At 73.5% G+C, this 16283-nt stretch carries 12 protein-coding genes and 1 riboswitch; of the genes, 9 read left to right on the top strand and 3 right to left on the bottom strand.

Annotated features, from left to right (window positions below):
* Nucleotides 1–368 precede the first annotated feature (368 nt).
* From AB0O91_RS33290 to AB0O91_RS33255, 8 genes are all read left to right on the top strand, one after another.
* The gene (locus AB0O91_RS33290) at nt 369–1334 is read left to right on the top strand and encodes a zinc ABC transporter substrate-binding protein (protein WP_363441254.1); all 966 of its coding nucleotides are present in this window, start codon (nt 369–371) and stop codon (nt 1332–1334) included.
* The gene (locus tag AB0O91_RS33285; RefSeq protein ID WP_363441252.1) at nt 1331–2263 is read left to right on the top strand and encodes an ATP-binding cassette domain-containing protein; all 933 of its coding nucleotides are present in this window, start codon (nt 1331–1333) and stop codon (nt 2261–2263) included. Before AB0O91_RS33290 ends, AB0O91_RS33285 begins: the two co-directional genes overlap by 4 nt.
* The gene (locus AB0O91_RS33280) at nt 2247–3152 is read left to right on the top strand and encodes a metal ABC transporter permease (RefSeq protein ID WP_363441250.1); all 906 of its coding nucleotides are present in this window, start codon (nt 2247–2249) and stop codon (nt 3150–3152) included. Before AB0O91_RS33285 ends, AB0O91_RS33280 begins: the two co-directional genes overlap by 17 nt.
* Nucleotides 3149–3985 carry a metal ABC transporter permease gene (locus AB0O91_RS33275; protein WP_363441248.1) on the top strand — a complete coding sequence of 279 codons (837 nt, stop codon included), beginning with the start codon at nt 3149–3151 and terminating at the stop codon, nt 3983–3985. Before AB0O91_RS33280 ends, AB0O91_RS33275 begins: the two co-directional genes overlap by 4 nt.
* Before the next feature lie 14 nt (nt 3986–3999).
* The gene (locus AB0O91_RS33270; RefSeq protein ID WP_363441246.1) at nt 4000–4497 is read left to right on the top strand and encodes a Fur family transcriptional regulator; all 498 of its coding nucleotides are present in this window, start codon (nt 4000–4002) and stop codon (nt 4495–4497) included.
* A 167-nt stretch (nt 4498–4664) separates the two neighbouring features.
* The gene (locus AB0O91_RS33265; protein ID WP_363441244.1) at nt 4665–6173 is read left to right on the top strand and encodes an MmgE/PrpD family protein; all 1509 of its coding nucleotides are present in this window, start codon (nt 4665–4667) and stop codon (nt 6171–6173) included.
* A gap of 56 nt (nt 6174–6229) precedes the next feature.
* Nucleotides 6230–7135, top strand: a complete 906-nt coding sequence (gene prpB / locus AB0O91_RS33260; protein ID WP_363441282.1) for a methylisocitrate lyase — start codon at nt 6230–6232, stop codon at nt 7133–7135.
* A gap of 21 nt (nt 7136–7156) precedes the next feature.
* Nucleotides 7157–8281, top strand: a complete 1125-nt coding sequence (locus tag AB0O91_RS33255) for a bifunctional 2-methylcitrate synthase/citrate synthase (protein WP_363441242.1) — start codon at nt 7157–7159, stop codon at nt 8279–8281.
* 28 nt (nt 8282–8309) lie between these two features.
* Here the strand turns inward: AB0O91_RS33255 and thiI are convergent, their stop codons facing one another.
* From thiI to AB0O91_RS33240, 3 genes are all read right to left on the bottom strand, one after another.
* On the bottom strand, nt 8310–9587 hold the full coding sequence (gene thiI / locus AB0O91_RS33250; RefSeq protein WP_363441240.1) for a tRNA uracil 4-sulfurtransferase ThiI: 1278 nt from the start codon (nt 9585–9587) through the stop codon (nt 8310–8312).
* A gap of 168 nt (nt 9588–9755) precedes the next feature.
* A riboswitch (cobalamin riboswitch) is annotated at nt 9756–10007 on the bottom strand.
* Between the two features lie 30 nt (nt 10008–10037).
* Nucleotides 10038–11507, bottom strand: a complete 1470-nt coding sequence (locus AB0O91_RS33245; RefSeq protein ID WP_363441239.1) for a short-chain fatty acyl-CoA regulator family protein — start codon at nt 11505–11507, stop codon at nt 10038–10040.
* A 219-nt stretch (nt 11508–11726) separates the two neighbouring features.
* Complete coding sequence (locus AB0O91_RS33240; RefSeq protein ID WP_363441236.1) at nt 11727–13208, bottom strand: cytosine permease; 1482 nt, start codon at nt 13206–13208, stop codon at nt 11727–11729.
* A 405-nt stretch (nt 13209–13613) separates the two neighbouring features.
* On the opposite strand from AB0O91_RS33240, the gene AB0O91_RS33235 reads away from it, so the two are divergent.
* Nucleotides 13614–16283, top strand: a complete 2670-nt coding sequence (locus tag AB0O91_RS33235) for an aldehyde dehydrogenase family protein (protein WP_363441234.1) — start codon at nt 13614–13616, stop codon at nt 16281–16283.

Below are 16283 nucleotides of genomic sequence, written 5' to 3'. Positions count from 1 at the left end.
GTTGGGCGACCGGCGCGGGTACCGGCCCGCAGGAGTCGCGCCGGTTGCTGCTCGCCCGGGTGCCCGGGCCGCCGACCGGAGCCGTCACCCGCCCTGCCGCCGCCCTGCGCGCGGTGGCCCTCGCGGACGGCGGCGCCCCGGAGGCCGGACGGGGTGGCGGACCGACGCGGCGGTGGCCTCAGCCCTGGGTGGTCGATGCCCGGGGTCGAGCCCGGCTCCACCCTTCGCCAAGTTTTGGCAATGATTTCCATCTCCGCCTTGATCGCCCTGGTTGTGAAAATCGTTTCCACCTAGGGTGGGCGGTGTCCACCGACGCCGGACCCCGCCCGCAGGGCCGGGCCGGCAGGCCCGCGAGGAGTAGCCCGCCCATGCGCACCGCCCAGTCCCGCCGCACGCCCCGCAGGGTCGTCCTCGGCGTCGCCGCCGTCGCCACGCTCGCGACGGCCACCGCCTGCTCGACCTCCTCCCCGGCGAAGACCGCGGCCACCGGTTCGAGCGCCTCCGGCGGCAGCTCGAAGGTCATCCAGGTCACCGCCGCGGAGAACTTCTGGGGCTCGATAGCCGGCCAGCTCGGCGGCGACCACGTGAAGGTGACCAGCATCATCACCAACCCGGACACCGACCCGCACTCCTACGAGCCGACCGCCGCCGACGGCCGCACCGTCGCGGGCGCGGACTACGTGATCAGCAACGGGATCGGCTACGACGCCTGGACGGACAAGCTGCTCGCCGCCAACCCGGCCTCCGCCCGCACCGCGCTCAAGGTCGGCGACCTGCTGGGCAAGAAGGAGGGCGACAACCCGCACCAGTGGTACTCGGCGGAGAGCGTCGCCCGGGTGATCGACCGGATCACCGCCGACTACAAGAAGATCGACCCGGCCGACGCGGCCTACTTCGACACCCAGCAGAAGACCTTCACCACCCAGACCCTGGCCAAGTACCACCAGCTCGAGGCCGGCATCAAGGCCACGTACGCGGGCACCCCGATCGGCGCCTCGGAGTCGATCGTCACCCCGCTCGCGGAGAGCGTGGGCCTGAAGATGCTCACCCCCGAGACCTTCCTGGACGCGGAGAGCGAGGGCACCGACCCGACCGCCGCCGACAAGGCCGCCATCGACCAGCAGATCGCCGGCAAGCAGATCAAGATCTACGTCTACAACACCCAGAACTCCAACCCGGACGTGGTCGCCCAGGTCGACGCCGCCAAGGCGCAGGGCATCCCGGTCGCCCAGGTCACCGAGACCCTCGCCCCGGCGAACGCCACCTTCCAGGACTGGCAGACCCAGGAGCTCCAGGGCATCGCCGACGCGCTGAAGCAGGCGACGGGCAAGTGAGTATCCACCCGACCGAGAAGGTCCGTACGACAAGGGAGCGCACCGAGCCCGGCGCGGAGCCGGTGCTGTCGCTCCGCGGGGCGGCCGTGCGGGTGGGCGGGCGGACCCTCTGGTCGGGTGTCGATCTGACCGTGGGGGCCGGGGAGTTCACCGCCGTGCTCGGCCCCAACGGGGTGGGGAAGTCGACCCTGGTCAAGGTGGTGCTGGGACTGCTGCCGCCGGCCGCCGGCGAGGTCCGGGTGCTCGGCGCGGCCCCGGGCGAACGCAACGCCGCGGTGGGCTACCTCCCGCAGCGCCGCACCTTCGACCCGAGCGTCCGCGTCCGCGGGACGGACGTGGTGCGGCTGGGACTGGACGGGGATCTGTGGGGGATCCCCGTCCCGTTCCTGAACCGCGCGAAGCACCGGGCCGCGCGCCGGCGGGTCGAGGAGGTGGTCGAGCTGGTCGGCGCCACGGCCTACGCCGACCGGCCGATCGGCCAGTGCTCGGGCGGCGAGCAGCAGCGGCTGCTGATCGCCCAGGCGTTGATACGGCGCCCCCGGGTGCTGCTGCTGGACGAGCCGCTGGACAGCCTGGACCTGCCCAACCAGGCGGCGATCGCCGCCCTGTTGGGCCGGATCTGCCACCAGGAGGGGGTGTCCGTGGTGATGGTCGCGCACGACGTGAACCCGATCCTGCACCAGCTGGACCGGGTGGTGTACATCGCCGAGGGCGGCGCCCTCTCCGGCACCCCGGCCGAGGTGATCACCACCGGGACGCTGACCAGGCTCTACCGCACGCCGGTCGAGGTGCTGCGCACCAGCGACGGCCGGCTGGTCGTCGTCGGCCAGCCGGAGGCCCCGGCCGTGCACACCGACCGGCACGCCGACCACGCCCGTCGAAGCGGGAGCGGGACCGGGAACGGAGGCGGCCGTGCTGCTGGCGTCTGACGCGACCGCCCCGGTCCTCGGTTGGAACCTGGTCGCCGACTTCCGGGACATGTGGTCCTACGACTTCATGGTCAACGCCTTCCGGGCCGGCCTGGTGGTCGCCGTGGTCTGCGCCGTCGTCGGCTGGTTCATGGTGCTGCGCCGGCAGACCTTCGCCGGGCACACGCTGTCCGTGGCGGCCTTCCCCGGCGCCTCGCTGGCGGTGCTGGCCGGGTTCTCCACCACGCTGGGCTACTTCGGCTTCTGCGTCGCCGCCGCGCTGGCGATAGCGGCGCTGCGGCGCGGCGGCTCGGAGGAGTCCGCCGTCACCGGCACCGTGCAGGCCTTCGCGCTGGCCTGCGGCTACCTGTTCATCAGCCTGTACAAGGGCCTGCTGGAGGGGCCGACGGCGCTGCTGTTCGGCAGTTTCCTGGGCATCACCACCGGCCAGGTGGTGGTCCTCGCCGTGGTCGGCGCCCTGGTGCTGGCCGTGCTGGCGGTGATCGGACGGCCGCTGCTGTTCGCCTCGGTCGACCCGCAGGTGGCGGCCGGACGCGGCGTGCCGGTACGGCTGTTGGGCACGCTGTTCCTGGTGCTGCTCGGCGCCGCCACCGCCGAGGCGAGCCAGATCACCGGCACCCTGCTGGTCTTCGCCCTGATGGTGATCCCGGCCGCCACCGCCCAACAGCTCACCGCCAGGCCCGGGTTGAGCGTCGCGCTGGCCGTCCTGCTGGCCCTGGCGGCCTGCTGGGCGGGGCTGGTCGCCGCCTACTACCACCCGTACCCGCTGGGCTTCTTCGTGACCGGCTTCGCGTTCACCGGGTACCTGCTGGCGCACCTGGTGCGGTTCGCCCGGGAGGCCGTGGGCCGCCGGGCGCGGCCGGGCGCCCTGATCGGAGGCGCGGCATGAGCGCGGTCATCACCCAGCCGTTCTTCCAACACGCCCTGCTCGCCGGGACGTTCATCGCGCTGGCCTGCGGCCTGGTGGGGTACTTCCTGGTCCTGCGGGCGCAGATCTTCACCGGCGACGCGCTCAGCCACGTCGCGTTCACCGGCGCGATGGCCGCCCTGGCCGGGGGCTACGACCTGCGGCTCGGGCTGTTCGCCGGGACGATCGGGGTCGGCCTGCTGATCGGCGGGCTCGGCCGCCGGGGCCGGGCGGACGACGTGGTCATCGGCAGCGTGTTCGCCTGGATCCTCGGCCTGGGCGCCTTCTTCCTGACCGTCTACACCACCTCCCGCAGCGCCGCGCAGGGCGGCGCCGGGACGAGCGTGCTGTTCGGTTCGATCTTCGGGCTGCACGGCGGTCAGACCACCGTCGCCGTCGCCGTCGCGGGCGCGACCGGCATCGTCCTGCTGCTGATCGCCCGGCCGCTGCTGTTCGCCACCCTGGACGAGGCAGTGGCCGCCGCCCGCGGTGTGCCGGTGCGGCTGCTCGGCTTCGCCTTCCTCGCCCTGGTCGGCGCGACGGCCGGCGAGGCCACCCAGGCGGTCGGCTCGCTGCTGCTGCTCGGCCTGCTGGCCGCCCCGGCCGGTGCGGCGATCCGGCTCACCGACCGGCCGTACCGGGGGCTCGCACTGTCGGCCGGGCTCGCGGTCGCGGAGATGTGGGGCGGACTGCTGCTCAGCGCGGCCGCGCCGAAGCTGCCGCCGAGCTTCGCCATCATGGCGACCGCCGCTGCCGTCTACGCCGCCACCTTCCTGATCCGCCCGGCCCGCGCCGCCCGCCCGGTGCCGGCCTGAACCGGGGGTGGACCGTGACCGAAGCGCCCACCAGCGCGCTGACCGAGGCCTTCCGCCGCGCGTCCGAGCGCCGGCCGGCCCCGGGCCCGGGCGAGCGGCCCGGGAGCGCACCGAACGACGGACTCGGCCGGCTGACCCCGCAGCGCGCTCAGGTGCTCCGGGCCCTGGCGGCCTGCGAGGACTTCGTCAGCGCCCAGCTCCTGCACGCGGGCCTGCTCACCGCCGGCTCCCGGGTCGGCCTGAGCACCGTCTACCGCACGCTGACCGCGCTCGCCGCCGTCGGCCGGGCCGACGTGGTCCGCGACACCAACGGCGAGAAGCTGTTCCGGCACCGGCCGGGCGCCGACCACCGGCACTACCTGATCTGCCGCCGGTGCGGGCTCAGCCGACCGGTCGACGCCGCCCCGGTGGAGGCCTGGGCCGACCACGTCGCCGCGACCTCGGGCTTCGCGGACGTCCAGCACACCGTCGAGCTGGCGGGGATCTGCGCCGACTGCCGGACGCGCGACTGACCGCCGCCCGGGCCGACCGCGCGCCCCGGGACACCGCCGTCCGCAGGATCCGCAGATTCGCAGACCGATCGGGTACGGATTCCACACCTTGGCATGCTGGTTCACCGGCCGTCCGGCGGGCAGGCTCGTTCACGTAACCCCTGAGTCGCACGCTCATGAGGAGTCCCGTGATCGAGCACCACGTCCGTGTCCACCCCAGCGCCGACCGGCTGCCCCGCGAGGAGCAGCTCGCCTGGAAGCTCGCCGCCGTCGCCACCGCGACCGAGGAGCTCGACCCCGGGAGCGCGGCGATGGCCGTCAACCGGGTCATCGACAACGCCTCCGTCGCGGTCGCCTCGCTGCTGCGGCGCCCGGTCGCGGTCGCCCGGGCCCAGGCCACCGCCCACCGGGCCACCGCCCCCGGCGCGACCGTGTTCGGCACCGGGCACCGGGTCCCGCCCGAGTGGGCGGCCTGGGCCAACGGAACGGCCGTGCGCGAGCTGGACTTCCACGACACCTACCTGGCCGCCGACTACTCCCACCCCGGCGACAACATCCCGCCGCTGCTGGCCGTCGCCCAGCACACCGGCCGCACCGGCGCGGACCTGCTGCGCGGCATCGTCGCGGCGTACGAGGTGCACGTGGCGCTGGTGCGCGGCATCTGCCTGCACGCGCACCGGATCGACCACGTCGCCCACCTGAGCGCGGCCACCGCCTGCGGCATCGGCACCCTGCTGCGGCTGCCGACGGAGACCGTGTACCAGGCCGTTCAGCAGGCCGTGCACACCACGACCGCCACCCGGCAGTCCCGCAAGGGCGAGATCTCCAGCTGGAAGGCCTACGCGCCCGCCTTCGCCGGCAAGGCCGCCATCGAGGCGGTGGACCGGGCGATGCGCGGCGAGACCTCGCCGTCCCCGGTCTACGAGGGCGAGGACGGCTTCCTCGCCTGGATGCTGGACGGCCCGCAGTCCGACTACACCGTGCTGCTGCCCGGGGCCGACGAGCCGCGCCGGGCGATCCTGGACACCTACACCAAGGAGCACTCCGCCGAGTACCAGGCCCAGGCGATCATCGACCTGGCCCGGCGGCTGCGCGAGAAGACGGGCCCGCTGGAGCGGGTGCGCTCGGTGGTCCTGCACACCAGCCACCACACCCACAACGTCATCGGCTCCGGCGCGGGCGACCCGCAGAAGTTCGACCCGACGGCCAGCCGCGAGACCCTCGACCACTCGATCCCGTACATCCTCGCCGTCGCCCTGGAGGACGGCGTCTGGCACCACGAGCGCTCCTACGCCCCCGAGCGCGCCCGCCGCCCGGAGACCGTCGAACTCTGGCAGCGGATCAGCACGGTGGAGGACCCGGAGTGGACCCGCCGGTACCACGACCCGGACCCGGAGCGCCGGGCCTTCGGCGGCCGGGTGGTGATCACCCTGGACGACGGGTCGGTGATCGAGGACGAGCTGGCCGTCGCGGACGCCCACCCGGCCGGCGCCCGGCCCTTCGACCGGCCCGCCTACCAGCGCAAGTTCCGCACGCTCAGCGAGGGCATCGTGGCCCCCGCCCAGCAGGACCGCTTCCTGACCGCCGCTGCCGGCCTCGCCGAACTGCACGCGGCCGACCTCGACGAGCTGTTCCCGGCCGTCGACACCGAGGCCGTCCGCACGTACGACGCGACCCTCCCGAAGGGCCTGTTCTGATGCCCGACACCCCTGCGCCCGACACCCCCGCGACCGACAGCCCGGCGCCCACCCGCCTGCTGCAGACCCGCACCACCCCCGCCCAGCGCCGCCGCACCTTCCGCGAACAGCTCGCCTCCGGACGGCTGCTGCGCATCCCCGGCGCGATCAACCCGCTCTCCGCCCGCCTCGTCCAGGACACCGGCTTCGACGCGGTCTACCTCTCCGGCGCCGTCCTCGCCGCCGACCTCGGCCTGCCCGACATCGGCCTCACCACCGTCACCGAGATCGCCGCCCGGGCCCAGCAGACCACCCGGGTCACCGACCTGCCCGTCCTGATCGACGCCGACACCGGCTTCGGCGAGCCGATGAACGCGGCCCGCACCGTCCAGCTCCTGGAGGACGCCGGGCTGGCCGGCCTGCACCTGGAGGACCAGGTCAACCCCAAGCGCTGCGGCCACCTCGACGGCAAGACCATCACCTCCCGGGAGGAGATGGTCCGACGGATCAGGGCCGCCGTGGACGCCCGGCGCGACCCGGACTTCCTGCTGATGGCCCGCACCGACGCCCGCTCGGTCGAGGGACTCGACGCGGCGATCGACCGGGCCAGGGCCTACGTCGACGCCGGCGCCGACGCGATCTTCCCCGAGGCGCTCGCCGACCTCTCGGAGTACGAGGCCTTCCGCAAGGCGGTCGACGTGCCGCTGCTCGCCAACCTCACCGAGTTCGGCAAGACCCCGCTGCTGGACACCCGCACCCTGGAGGAGCTGGGCTACAACATCGCCCTCTACCCGGTCACCCTGCTGCGCCTGGCCATGGGCGCGGTCGAGGACGGGCTGCGCACCATCGCCGCCGAGGGCACCCAGGCCTCCCTGCTCCCGCGCATGCAGCCCCGCTCCCGGCTCTACGAACTCCTCGGCTACCAGGAGTACGCGGCCTTCGACTCGGCCGTCTTCGACTTCACCCTTCCGCCCGGCACCTGACGCACCGGAGGCACCAGCACCATGTCCGAGATCCATCGCGGCCTCGCCGGTGTCGTCGTCGACACCACCGAGATCTCCACCGTCATCCCGGAGACCAACTCCCTGACCTACCGCGGCTACCCGGTCCAGGACCTCGCCGCCCACCGCTCCTTCGAGGAGACCGCCTACCTGCTGTGGTACGGCGACCTGCCGGACGAGGCCCGGCTGCGCGAGTTCCGGGCCCGGGAGCGCGCCCTGCGGCCGCTCGACCGGACCACCGCCGAAGTCCTGGCCAAGCTGCCCGAGACCTGCCACCCGATGGACGTGCTGCGCACCGCCGTCAGCTTCTTCGGTGCCGAGGACCCGACCGAGGACGACGGCCGCCCGGCCCCCCACCTCGCCAAGTCCCTGACCCTGCTGGCGAAACTGCCCACCGTGGTGGCCGCCGACCAGCGCCGCCGCCGCGGCCTGGCCCCGATCGCGCCCGACCCGGAGCTCGGCTACGCCGAGAACTTCTTCCACATGTGCTTCGGCACCGTGCCCGCCCCCGAGGTGGTCCGCTGCTTCGAGATCTCCCTGGTGCTGTACGCCGAACACAGCTTCAACGCCTCGACGTTCACCGCCCGGGTGGTCACCTCCACCCTCTCCGACCTCTACAGCGCCGTCACCGCCGCGATCGGCGCGCTCAAGGGCCCGCTGCACGGCGGCGCCAACGAGGCCGTGATGCACATGCTGGACGAGATCGGCGATCCGGCCCGGGCCGCCGACTGGCTGGACGAGGCGCTGGCCGCCAAGCGCAAGATCATGGGGTTCGGCCACCGCGTCTACAAGCACGGGGACTCCCGGGTCCCGATCATGCAGGCCGCCCTGGACCGCCTGGTGGCGGGCTCGGCCGACCCCGAGGCCGCCCGGCTGGCCGCCCTGCACGCCGCCCTGCGCCGGGCGATGCTGGAGCGCAAGGGCATCCACCCCAACCTCGACTACCCGGCCGGGCTGGCCTACCACCTGATGGGCTTCGACACCCCGGTGTTCACCCCGATCTTCGTGATGAGCCGGATCACCGGGTGGACCGCCCACATCACCGAACAGCTCGCCCACAACGCCCTGATCCGCCCGCTGGCCCAGTACGACGGGCCGGGCCAGCGGCCGGTCCCGGCCAGCGTGTAGCGGGCCGGCACCGGGGTCGGGGTCGGGCTCAGGAGGGCACGGAACAGCCGGCGTCGGCGACCGGCGCGGGCTCGTCCTCCTGGCCGGGCCGCATCACCTGCACGTTCGCGAGCAGCGCCTCGACCACCTCGTCCAGGTCGAGGCGCTTCTCCACGGCCCGCAGCTGGCCCAGCCGCGCCCCGGTGCTCACCTGGGGCGGGGCGAGCAGGCTGCAGCAGTCCTCGTCCGGCAGGACGGATATCTCCGCCGTGCCGAGCGCCCGGGCCTGGTCGATGATCTCCTGCTTCTCCCAGCCGATCAGCGGGCGCAGCACCGGCAGCGTCGCGGCCTGGTCCACGGCGGCCAGGTTGGCGAGGGTCTGGCTGGCGACCTGGCCGAGGCTGTCGCCGGTGACCAGGGCCTGGGCCCCGGTGGCGCCGGCCAGGGCACAGGCGGTGCGCACCATCAGCCGGCGCTGGGCGACCACCTGGAGGCGCCCGGCGCCCGCGACGGCCAGCTGCTTCTGGGCCTTGCCGAGGGAGACGACGTGCAGCTCGCCCGGCGGCTGGTAGCGGTTGAGCTCGCGGGCCAGGGCGTACGCCTTGTACACCGAGGAGGGGTTGGTGTACGGCGCACCGCTGAAGTGCACGAAGTCGCAGGCCAGTCCGCGCCGCATGGCCCGGTGCGCGGCCACCGGGGAGTCGTAGCCGCCGGACAGCAGCACCAGCGCCCGCCCGCTGGACCCGACCGGCAGCCCGGTCAGCCCGGGGTGGCGCTCGGCCGACACGTAGGTCTCTCGGTGCTCGATCTCCACGGTCAGGGTGACGTCGGGCGCGGTGAGGTCGACCCGCAGGCCGTCGATCCGCGGCTGGAGGAACGCGCCGAGGTGCCGCTCCAGTTGGGTGGAGGTGAGGGCGAAGCCCTTGTCCCGGCGCCGGACCCGGACGGCGAAGCCGGTGCCGGTGCGCCCGGCGCAGGCCTCGCGCAGCACCGCCAGGGCGTTGGCCTCGACGGACTCCAGCGTGCTGGGCACCCGCAGCGCCGGCTCGACGGAGCTGAACCCGACCACCGTGCGGGCCCGGGCGACCAGGTCCGCGACGGGCACCTGCCCGCCGAGCACGGTGATGGTATGCGGGGTCCTGATCCAGGTCGAGCCGCCTATCCCGCGCAGCGCGACGCGCAGGTTGTCCTCCAGGCGCTGGACGAACCGCTGGCGGTTGCGGCCCTTGAGGACCACCTCGCCGTGTTTGAGCAGCACGCAGGGCCCGTAGGGCTCGGTGGCGCCGCGGGGCGAGGGCAGCCGTGCGCCGTCGGTCAGGTGGTCCATGCAGAAGTCCCAGTCGTCCCAGTGGTCCCGGTCGGGTGCCGAGCGGGGAGGACGGCGGCGCGCGCAGCGGTGTCCGGGGCGGCGTGCCGGCTGACGGTCACGCCGGACCGGGGTCCGTACGAGGGCCACGCGGCCCTCCCGCGGGGCCCCGGAGCGCGCACGCCGCCGTTCGGCGTGCGCACCGGTGGCAGGTCTTCGGACTCGCGGGCCCGTCCGGCCGCCGTCGACGTCGACGGGGCGGACACCTACTGGCCGTCGCTTCCCGGGCCCGTCTCCCGGGCCCAGTGCGGATGACGGCGGTCGTTCCCGCTCACCGCTGCGGGGCAGTCCCGGACTGGCCGTGTGAACGGCGTCACCGGGTTCCCTCTTGCCTCCCCGGGAGCGCGGGGCGCCCGGTGAACCACCAGCACGGCAACCCTACAGGCGGGCCCGGCCCCGGTCGGGCCGTGGTCAGGCCCCGGGCCCTTCGGCCAGCACGGGGTACGGCACCCGGCCGCGCCGGTCGGGGTCGACCAGCAGCCGCCCGCCCGCCGGCGGCCGGGCCCGCTGGGCGCAGTCGCGGCGTTCGCAGATCCGGCAGCCGAGGCCGATCGGGGTGGCCGCGCCGGGGGCGTTCGGGGCGATGCCCTCGGCGTAGACCAGGCGGTGGGCGTGGCGCAGTTCACAGCCGAGCGCGACGGCGAACTCGCTGCGCGGTGCGCGGTGTCCGTGGCCGCCGTGCGAGACGGTCCGGGCGATCCAGAAGTAGCGCTTGCCGTCGGGCATCTCGGCGACCTGGGTGAGGACCCGGCCGGGGGCGGAGAAGGCCTCGTAGACCGTCCACAGCGGGCAGGTGCCGCCCAGGCGGGAGAAGTGGAAGTCGGTGGCGGACTGGCGCTTGGAGATGTTCCCGGCCCGGTCGGCGCGCAGGAAGGAGAACGGCACCCCGCGCCGGCCGGGGCGTTGGAGGGTGCTCAGCCGGTGGCAGACCGTCTCGAAGCCGACGCCGAAGCGGGCCTGGAGCAGCTCGATGTCGTAGCGCAGGTCCTCGGCGGCGGCGTGGAAGGCGGTGTACGGCATCAGCAGGGCGCCGGCGAAGTAGTTGGCCAGGCCGATCCGGGCGAGGTCGACGGCCTGCGGCGAGGTGAGGTCGGGCTCGGCCGCCGCCAGCAGCGTGTCCAGCAGCGGGCGGTGTTCCAACAGGGCGAGCTGGGTGGCGAGTTGGAAGGCGCGTCGACCGTCGGTGAGCCAGGGGGAGAGGTGCAGGGCGCCGGTGGCCGGGTCGTAGCGGCGCAGGTCGGCGGCGCGCTGGTGGTCGGCCGGCTGCCGGTCCGCCTCGACCACCCGGACGCCGTGCCGCTCGGCGAGCCGGGCGGCCAGCGCGGCGGCGGTGCGGCCCGCGGTCGTGGTCGCCAGCTGCTCGGCGGTGCGCTCCGCCGCCTCGTCCAGGGCGGCTATGTGGTTGTGGTGGGCGTAGAAGAAGTCCCGGACCTCGTCGTGGGGTTCGGCCGGGCGGATGGCCCCGCCGACGGTCCCGCCGCCGGGTTCGCCCAGGTCGGCGACGCGGGCGAGGGCCGCGCGGTAGCTGCGGTGCAGGGCGACCAGCGCCCGGGCCAGCTCGGGGTGGTCCCGGCTGACTTCGGCGATCTCCTCCGCGGGGACCGCGCCGCCGCAGGCCTCGTCGGCGAGCGCGGTGCGCAGGTCGGTGCCGAGGCGCTCCTCCTCGGCCTCGGAGAAGAACTCCGGGTCGACCCCGAACACCTCGGAGATCCGCAGCAGCACGGCGGCGGTCAGCGGGCGCTGGCTGTGCTCGATCTGGTTGAGGTAGCTGGTCGAGATCCCGAGCTCGCGGGCCAGCTCGACCTGGTTCATGCCGTGCTCGCGGCGCAGCCGGCGGAGCTTGGCGTGGGCGTAGACCTTCCGCCCGGTGGGACGTGCCATGGCCGTACCGTTCCCTTCCTGCCCGTTCCTGCGAACGTACCACCGACCGCGGTTCGCAGTATTCGCAGGAACTGTCCCGCCCCTGTCGGGAATTCGCAGCCGGGACCGCTCGGGACCACCCGGTGGCGGACTCGGTCGACTCGGCCGGAACGCCGGACCGCCCGGCGGCGACTCGGCTGAGTCGGCCACCGGGCGGTCCGGGGGTGTCGGTGCGTGCGGTCAGGCGGTGACCTTCTCGCCCTGCTCCGCCGGGGCCTCGGCGGGCTGCCCGGCACCGGCCGGGACGTTCTCCCGCGGGGTGGGGAGCACGGCCATGATCGCGGCCGAGATCACGATGGTCGCCGCCCAGGCGAGCCCGTAGCGGCCGATCGGGGTGTCGGAGAGCGGGCCCGCGAACCAGTCGCACTTGGTGAAGGCGAGCCCGGCCAGCAGCGCGAGCACCCAGGCCACCATCGCCTGCCAGCAGAAACCGCCGGTGTACCAGTAGCGGCTGGTCCGGGTGGTGTCCATCAGCGCCTCGGCGTCGTAGCGCACGGCCCGCGTCCGGCGGCGGTACATGTCCACCGCGTAGACGCCGATCCAGGCCGAGAAGGAGACGGCGAGGAGGATCAGGAAGGTGATGAAGGAGCCCAGGAAGCTCTTCGCGACCAGCATCAGCAGCAGGCCGCCGACCAGCGAGATCACGGCGTTGATGCTGACGGCCATGGCGCGCGGCAGCTTCACGCCCATGGTCTGCGCGGTGAAGCCGGCCGAGTACATGGAGAGGCTGTTGATCAGCAGCATGCCGACGATCGCGGTCAGCAGGTAGGGCACGGCCAGCCAGGTCGGCAGGAGGTCGCCCAGGAAGGAGACCGGGTCCGCGGCGTCGGCCAGGCCGGGGGAGGCGACCGCCATGACGGCGCCCATCAGCACCATCGGCACCACGACCATGGCGGCGCCGGAGACGGTCACCCCGACGATCTTCTTGCCGGAGGCCCGGTGGGGCAGGTAGCGGGCGAAGTCCGGGCCGGTGGGGACCCAGCTGATGCCGCCGGCGGCGATGGTCCCGATGCCGGCGATCATCATCGCGGTGGTGCCGGCGGGCTTGGCGAAGACCTCGTTCCAGTGGATGGTCGCGACCAGGTAGCCCAGGACCAGCACGCTGAAGATGCCGAACAGGTAGGTCGACCAGGTGTTGCAGACGTTCAGCGCCTTCCGGCCCATCCCGGAGACCAGGAAGGTGCAGGCGACGAAGGCGAAGAGGGTGACCACGATCAGCGCGGTGTTGCTCTTGACGCCGAACAGCAGGTCGAGGACGGTCAGCACGGCGTAGGCGCCGGTGACCGCGTTGATCGTCTCCCAGCCGAACCGGGCGATCCAGAGGATCGCGCCCGGGAACAGGTTCCCGCGCACCCCGAAGGTGGCCCGGGAGAGGGTCGCGCCCGGCGCCCCGCCCCACTTCCCGGAGACTGACAGCACGCCGACCATCCCGAAGGAGACCAGGGCGGCGCACGCGGCGACGATCAGGACCTGCCAGAAGTTCAGCCGGTTGAACACGACCAGGGCCGCACCCATGGTGAGCAGCAGCACGCTGATGTTGGCCGCGACCCAGGTCGGGAAGAGCTCGCGGACTCTGCCCCGGCGCTCGTGCTCGGGGACGGGTTCAATACCGCGGGTCTCTATCGCGCCGTCGGCGTTGTCGGCGGTGGACAGATCGTCCATGAGGGTGGCTCCGTGCGTGTGAAGCGGGAGATGAATCGGACAAAGTAGAACAATTATGGAACTCTTCGCGCGTAGCGCGGGAGTTCAGCCATCCTACTTTGTCCGACTTGCGTTCAGGATCGGTCCGCCGCCGGGCGGCCGGTGGGATGCGGGGCGGTGACCCCCGGAGGCGCCCGACGGGCCCGGGGGCGGGCCGATCGGGCCAGGTCGGTGTGATTCCCGTCACCCCATCCTGCAATATGCTTATTAAATTACTTCTTTTGCGAAAAACTTTGCCCCGGCATTCCCCATCCGTCACTTCGTGCTCAATCATCACGCATTCCCGGGGAATTCTCGGGAAGTCTCGACAGTGTTCCCGTGGTATGGGATAGTCGCCTGGAATCGCCTGGTATTGAGGAGCGCAAGGTGCCCGTTTCCAGGAGTCTGGTCTCGCCCGAGGGGTGCAACTGGGAGGCCGGAGAAATCACGGCCCGGGTATTCGACACCGCCGAAATCCTCGCCCGCCGCGGCATCGGACCGGGCGCGCGCGTGATGATGAGCGGGGCGAATTCGCCGGAATGGGTCGTCGCGCTGCTCGCGCTCGTCCACCTCGACGCCTCGGTGGTGCTGGCCGACCACCGGGCCACCCCGGCGCAGCGGGCGCAGATCGCCGCCCGGGCCCGGGTGGTGCTGGACATCGGCCCCGGCACCGTGACCGGACCGGCCGCCGCCCCGGCGCCGCGCCCCGCCCCGCCCGCCGCGGCCGGGCCGGACCCGACCGCCTGGGCCCGGCGCCCGGACGCGGTGATCTCCTGGTCCTCGGGCACCACGGGCGCCCCCAAGGGCATCGTCCGCTCCGGCCGCTCCCTCCTGGACAACCTCGCCCTCAGCGCGGACCGCATGGGCTACCGGCCCGACGACGTCTTCCTGCCGGTCCTGCCGTACTCCCACCAGTACGGCCTGTCGCTGGTCCTCTGCTGGTGGCTGGGCGGCGGAACGCTCGTCGTCTACGGCCCGACCACGCGGCTGGACCACGCGCTCGCCGTCGGCGTCGACCACGGCCTCACCGTCGTCGACGGCGCCCCGTCGACCTACTACAGCCTGCTCAACCTGCTCGACCGCCGCCCCGCCCTCGTCCGGGCGCTGAAGCCGGTCCGGGCCTGGTGCGTGGGCGGCGCGCCGCTCGGCCGCGACCTGGCGGCCAGGTTCCACGCCCGGACGGGCCGGCACCTGCTGGACGGCTACGGGGCGACCGAGGTCGGGAACATCGCGCTGGCGCCCCCCGGCGACCCGGTCGGCTGCGGCACCCCGCTGCCCGGCGTGGTCGTCGAGGTCCACGACGACCACGGCAGGCCGCTGCCCGCCGGGCGGCTCGGTGAGCTGGTCGTCCGCAGCGACGGCCTGATGACCGGCCGGCTCGGCGAGGACGGCGGGATCGTCCCGGTCCCCGGCCCGGTGCACCGCACCGGCGACATCGGCCGCCTCGACGAGGCCGGCCGGGTGTTCCCGATCGGCCGCAAGCACGCCGTGCACCGCGACGGCCACACGCTCTACCCCGACCACCTCGCCGAACGCGCCGGGTCGGCCGGGGCCCGGGCCGAGGTCGTCGCCGTCCCCGACGCCCGGCTGGGCTGTCGGCTGGTGTTCGTGATCGCGGACCCGGACGGTCACGAACCCGCGCACTGGAAGCGGCTGCTGCGCCCCGTGCTGGCCCGCTACGAGCAGCCCGACCACCTCGTGGTGCTCCCCGCCCTGCCCCTCACCACCACGGGGAAGCCCGACCGGGCCGCCCTGGAGAAGATCGCCATGACCTCGCTCCCCGCCCCGCACCGGACGACCGTCGAGGTGCCCGCCCCCGGCGCGCCCGTCGACCCGACCGACTACCGCATCCCGTACGCCGACCGTGTCGACGCGCTGCGCGCGGTGCGCCGGTACGTGGCCGAGCACGAGGACGCGGTGCTGCGGATCCTCACCGAGACCTCGCCCCACCACACCGCCGCCGAGGAGATCCGCTCGTTCCTCGCCACCCTCGACGGCGCGGAGGAGGAGATCCGCCGGGTCCGGCCCGGCCCGGTGCCCCGGGCCGCGGTCTTCATGCCGTCGAACATCCCGCTGTACTCCTACGCGCTGTACATGCTCGTCGCCGCCCTCTACTGCGAGCGGATCACCTTCCGGCCGTCCTCCGAGACCAAGGGCCAACTGCGGAGCCTGCACGACCTCCTGGCGCCGGTGCACGGACTGCCGATCGAGCTCTCCGAGCTCAGCCAGCGCAAGTTCGTGACGGGACCGGTCCGCGAGGCGGACCTCGTGGTCTTCACCGGGAATTACGCGAATGCCGAAACCGTCCGCGAAGGGCTGGCGGAGGACCAGCTCTTCCTGTTCTTCGGCCACGGCATCAACCCGTTCGTGATCGCACCCGACGCCGATTTCACCCGCGCCGTGCGCGACCTCACCAGGATCCGGCTGCACAACTCCGGCCAGGACTGCTTCGGCCCCGACGTGGTGTTCACCCCGAAGGGCCGCACCGAGGAATTCGTCGACCTGCTGTCCGCCGGGCTGAGCGCGCTGCGGTTCGGCGGCAACGGGGACCCGGCGGCCGACTACGGGCCCATCTTCTACGACTCGGCGCTGGTGAACTGCGCGGACTACCTGGTGCGTCACGTGCGTCACATCCGGCACGGCGGGCGGATCGACCTGCCGGCCCGCCGGATCGAGCCGACCGTGCTGCTCTGGGGCTTCGACGACAAGATCCCGCTCGACGAGATGTTCGCCCCGGTGTTCAACGTCGTGGCCTACCCCACCGCGAAGCTGCTGCGCGAACGGCTCTCCAGCCCCTACTTCAACGAGCGCGCGCTGGGCGCGATGGTCTACGGGACCGACCCGGAGACGGTGGACGTGCTGGCCCGGCGCCACCGGACCTGCGTCAACCACACGCTGCTCGACGCCGAGGACGGCAACCGCCCCTTCGGCGGGTTCGGGCTGCGGGCGAACTACCGCTGCTACGGCGGCGAGCGGCACGCCGAGCCGCTGCTGGTCTCCCAGGCCGTGGCGCAGAGCCTGCCGACGGCCGGCCCCGTCACGGCCGGCGGGGAGTGA

Origin of the sequence: Kitasatospora sp. NPDC089797, assembly GCF_040684795.1 — a bacterium.
GTDB lineage: Bacteria > Actinomycetota > Actinomycetes > Streptomycetales > Streptomycetaceae > Kitasatospora.
The sequence above is the reverse complement of the archived record's forward strand: the minus strand, read 5'-3'. Positions and strand labels throughout refer to the sequence as shown.

Excerpts from the sequence above, each read along its gene's own strand:
- AB0O91_RS33240 (WP_363441236.1), bottom strand. The coding sequence starts at position 13,208 with ATGGACGATCTGTCCACCGCCGACAACGCCGACGGCGCGATAGAGACC.
- thiI (WP_363441240.1), bottom strand. The coding sequence starts at position 9,587 with ATGGACCACCTGACCGACGGCGCACGGCTGCCCTCGCCCCGCGGCGCC.
- AB0O91_RS33255 (WP_363441242.1), top strand. The coding sequence starts at position 7,157 with ATGTCCGAGATCCATCGCGGCCTCGCCGGTGTCGTCGTCGACACCACC.
- AB0O91_RS33290 (WP_363441254.1), top strand. The coding sequence starts at position 369 with ATGCGCACCGCCCAGTCCCGCCGCACGCCCCGCAGGGTCGTCCTCGGC.
- AB0O91_RS33275 (WP_363441248.1), top strand. The coding sequence starts at position 3,149 with ATGAGCGCGGTCATCACCCAGCCGTTCTTCCAACACGCCCTGCTCGCC.
- AB0O91_RS33245 (WP_363441239.1), bottom strand. The coding sequence starts at position 11,507 with ATGGCACGTCCCACCGGGCGGAAGGTCTACGCCCACGCCAAGCTCCGC.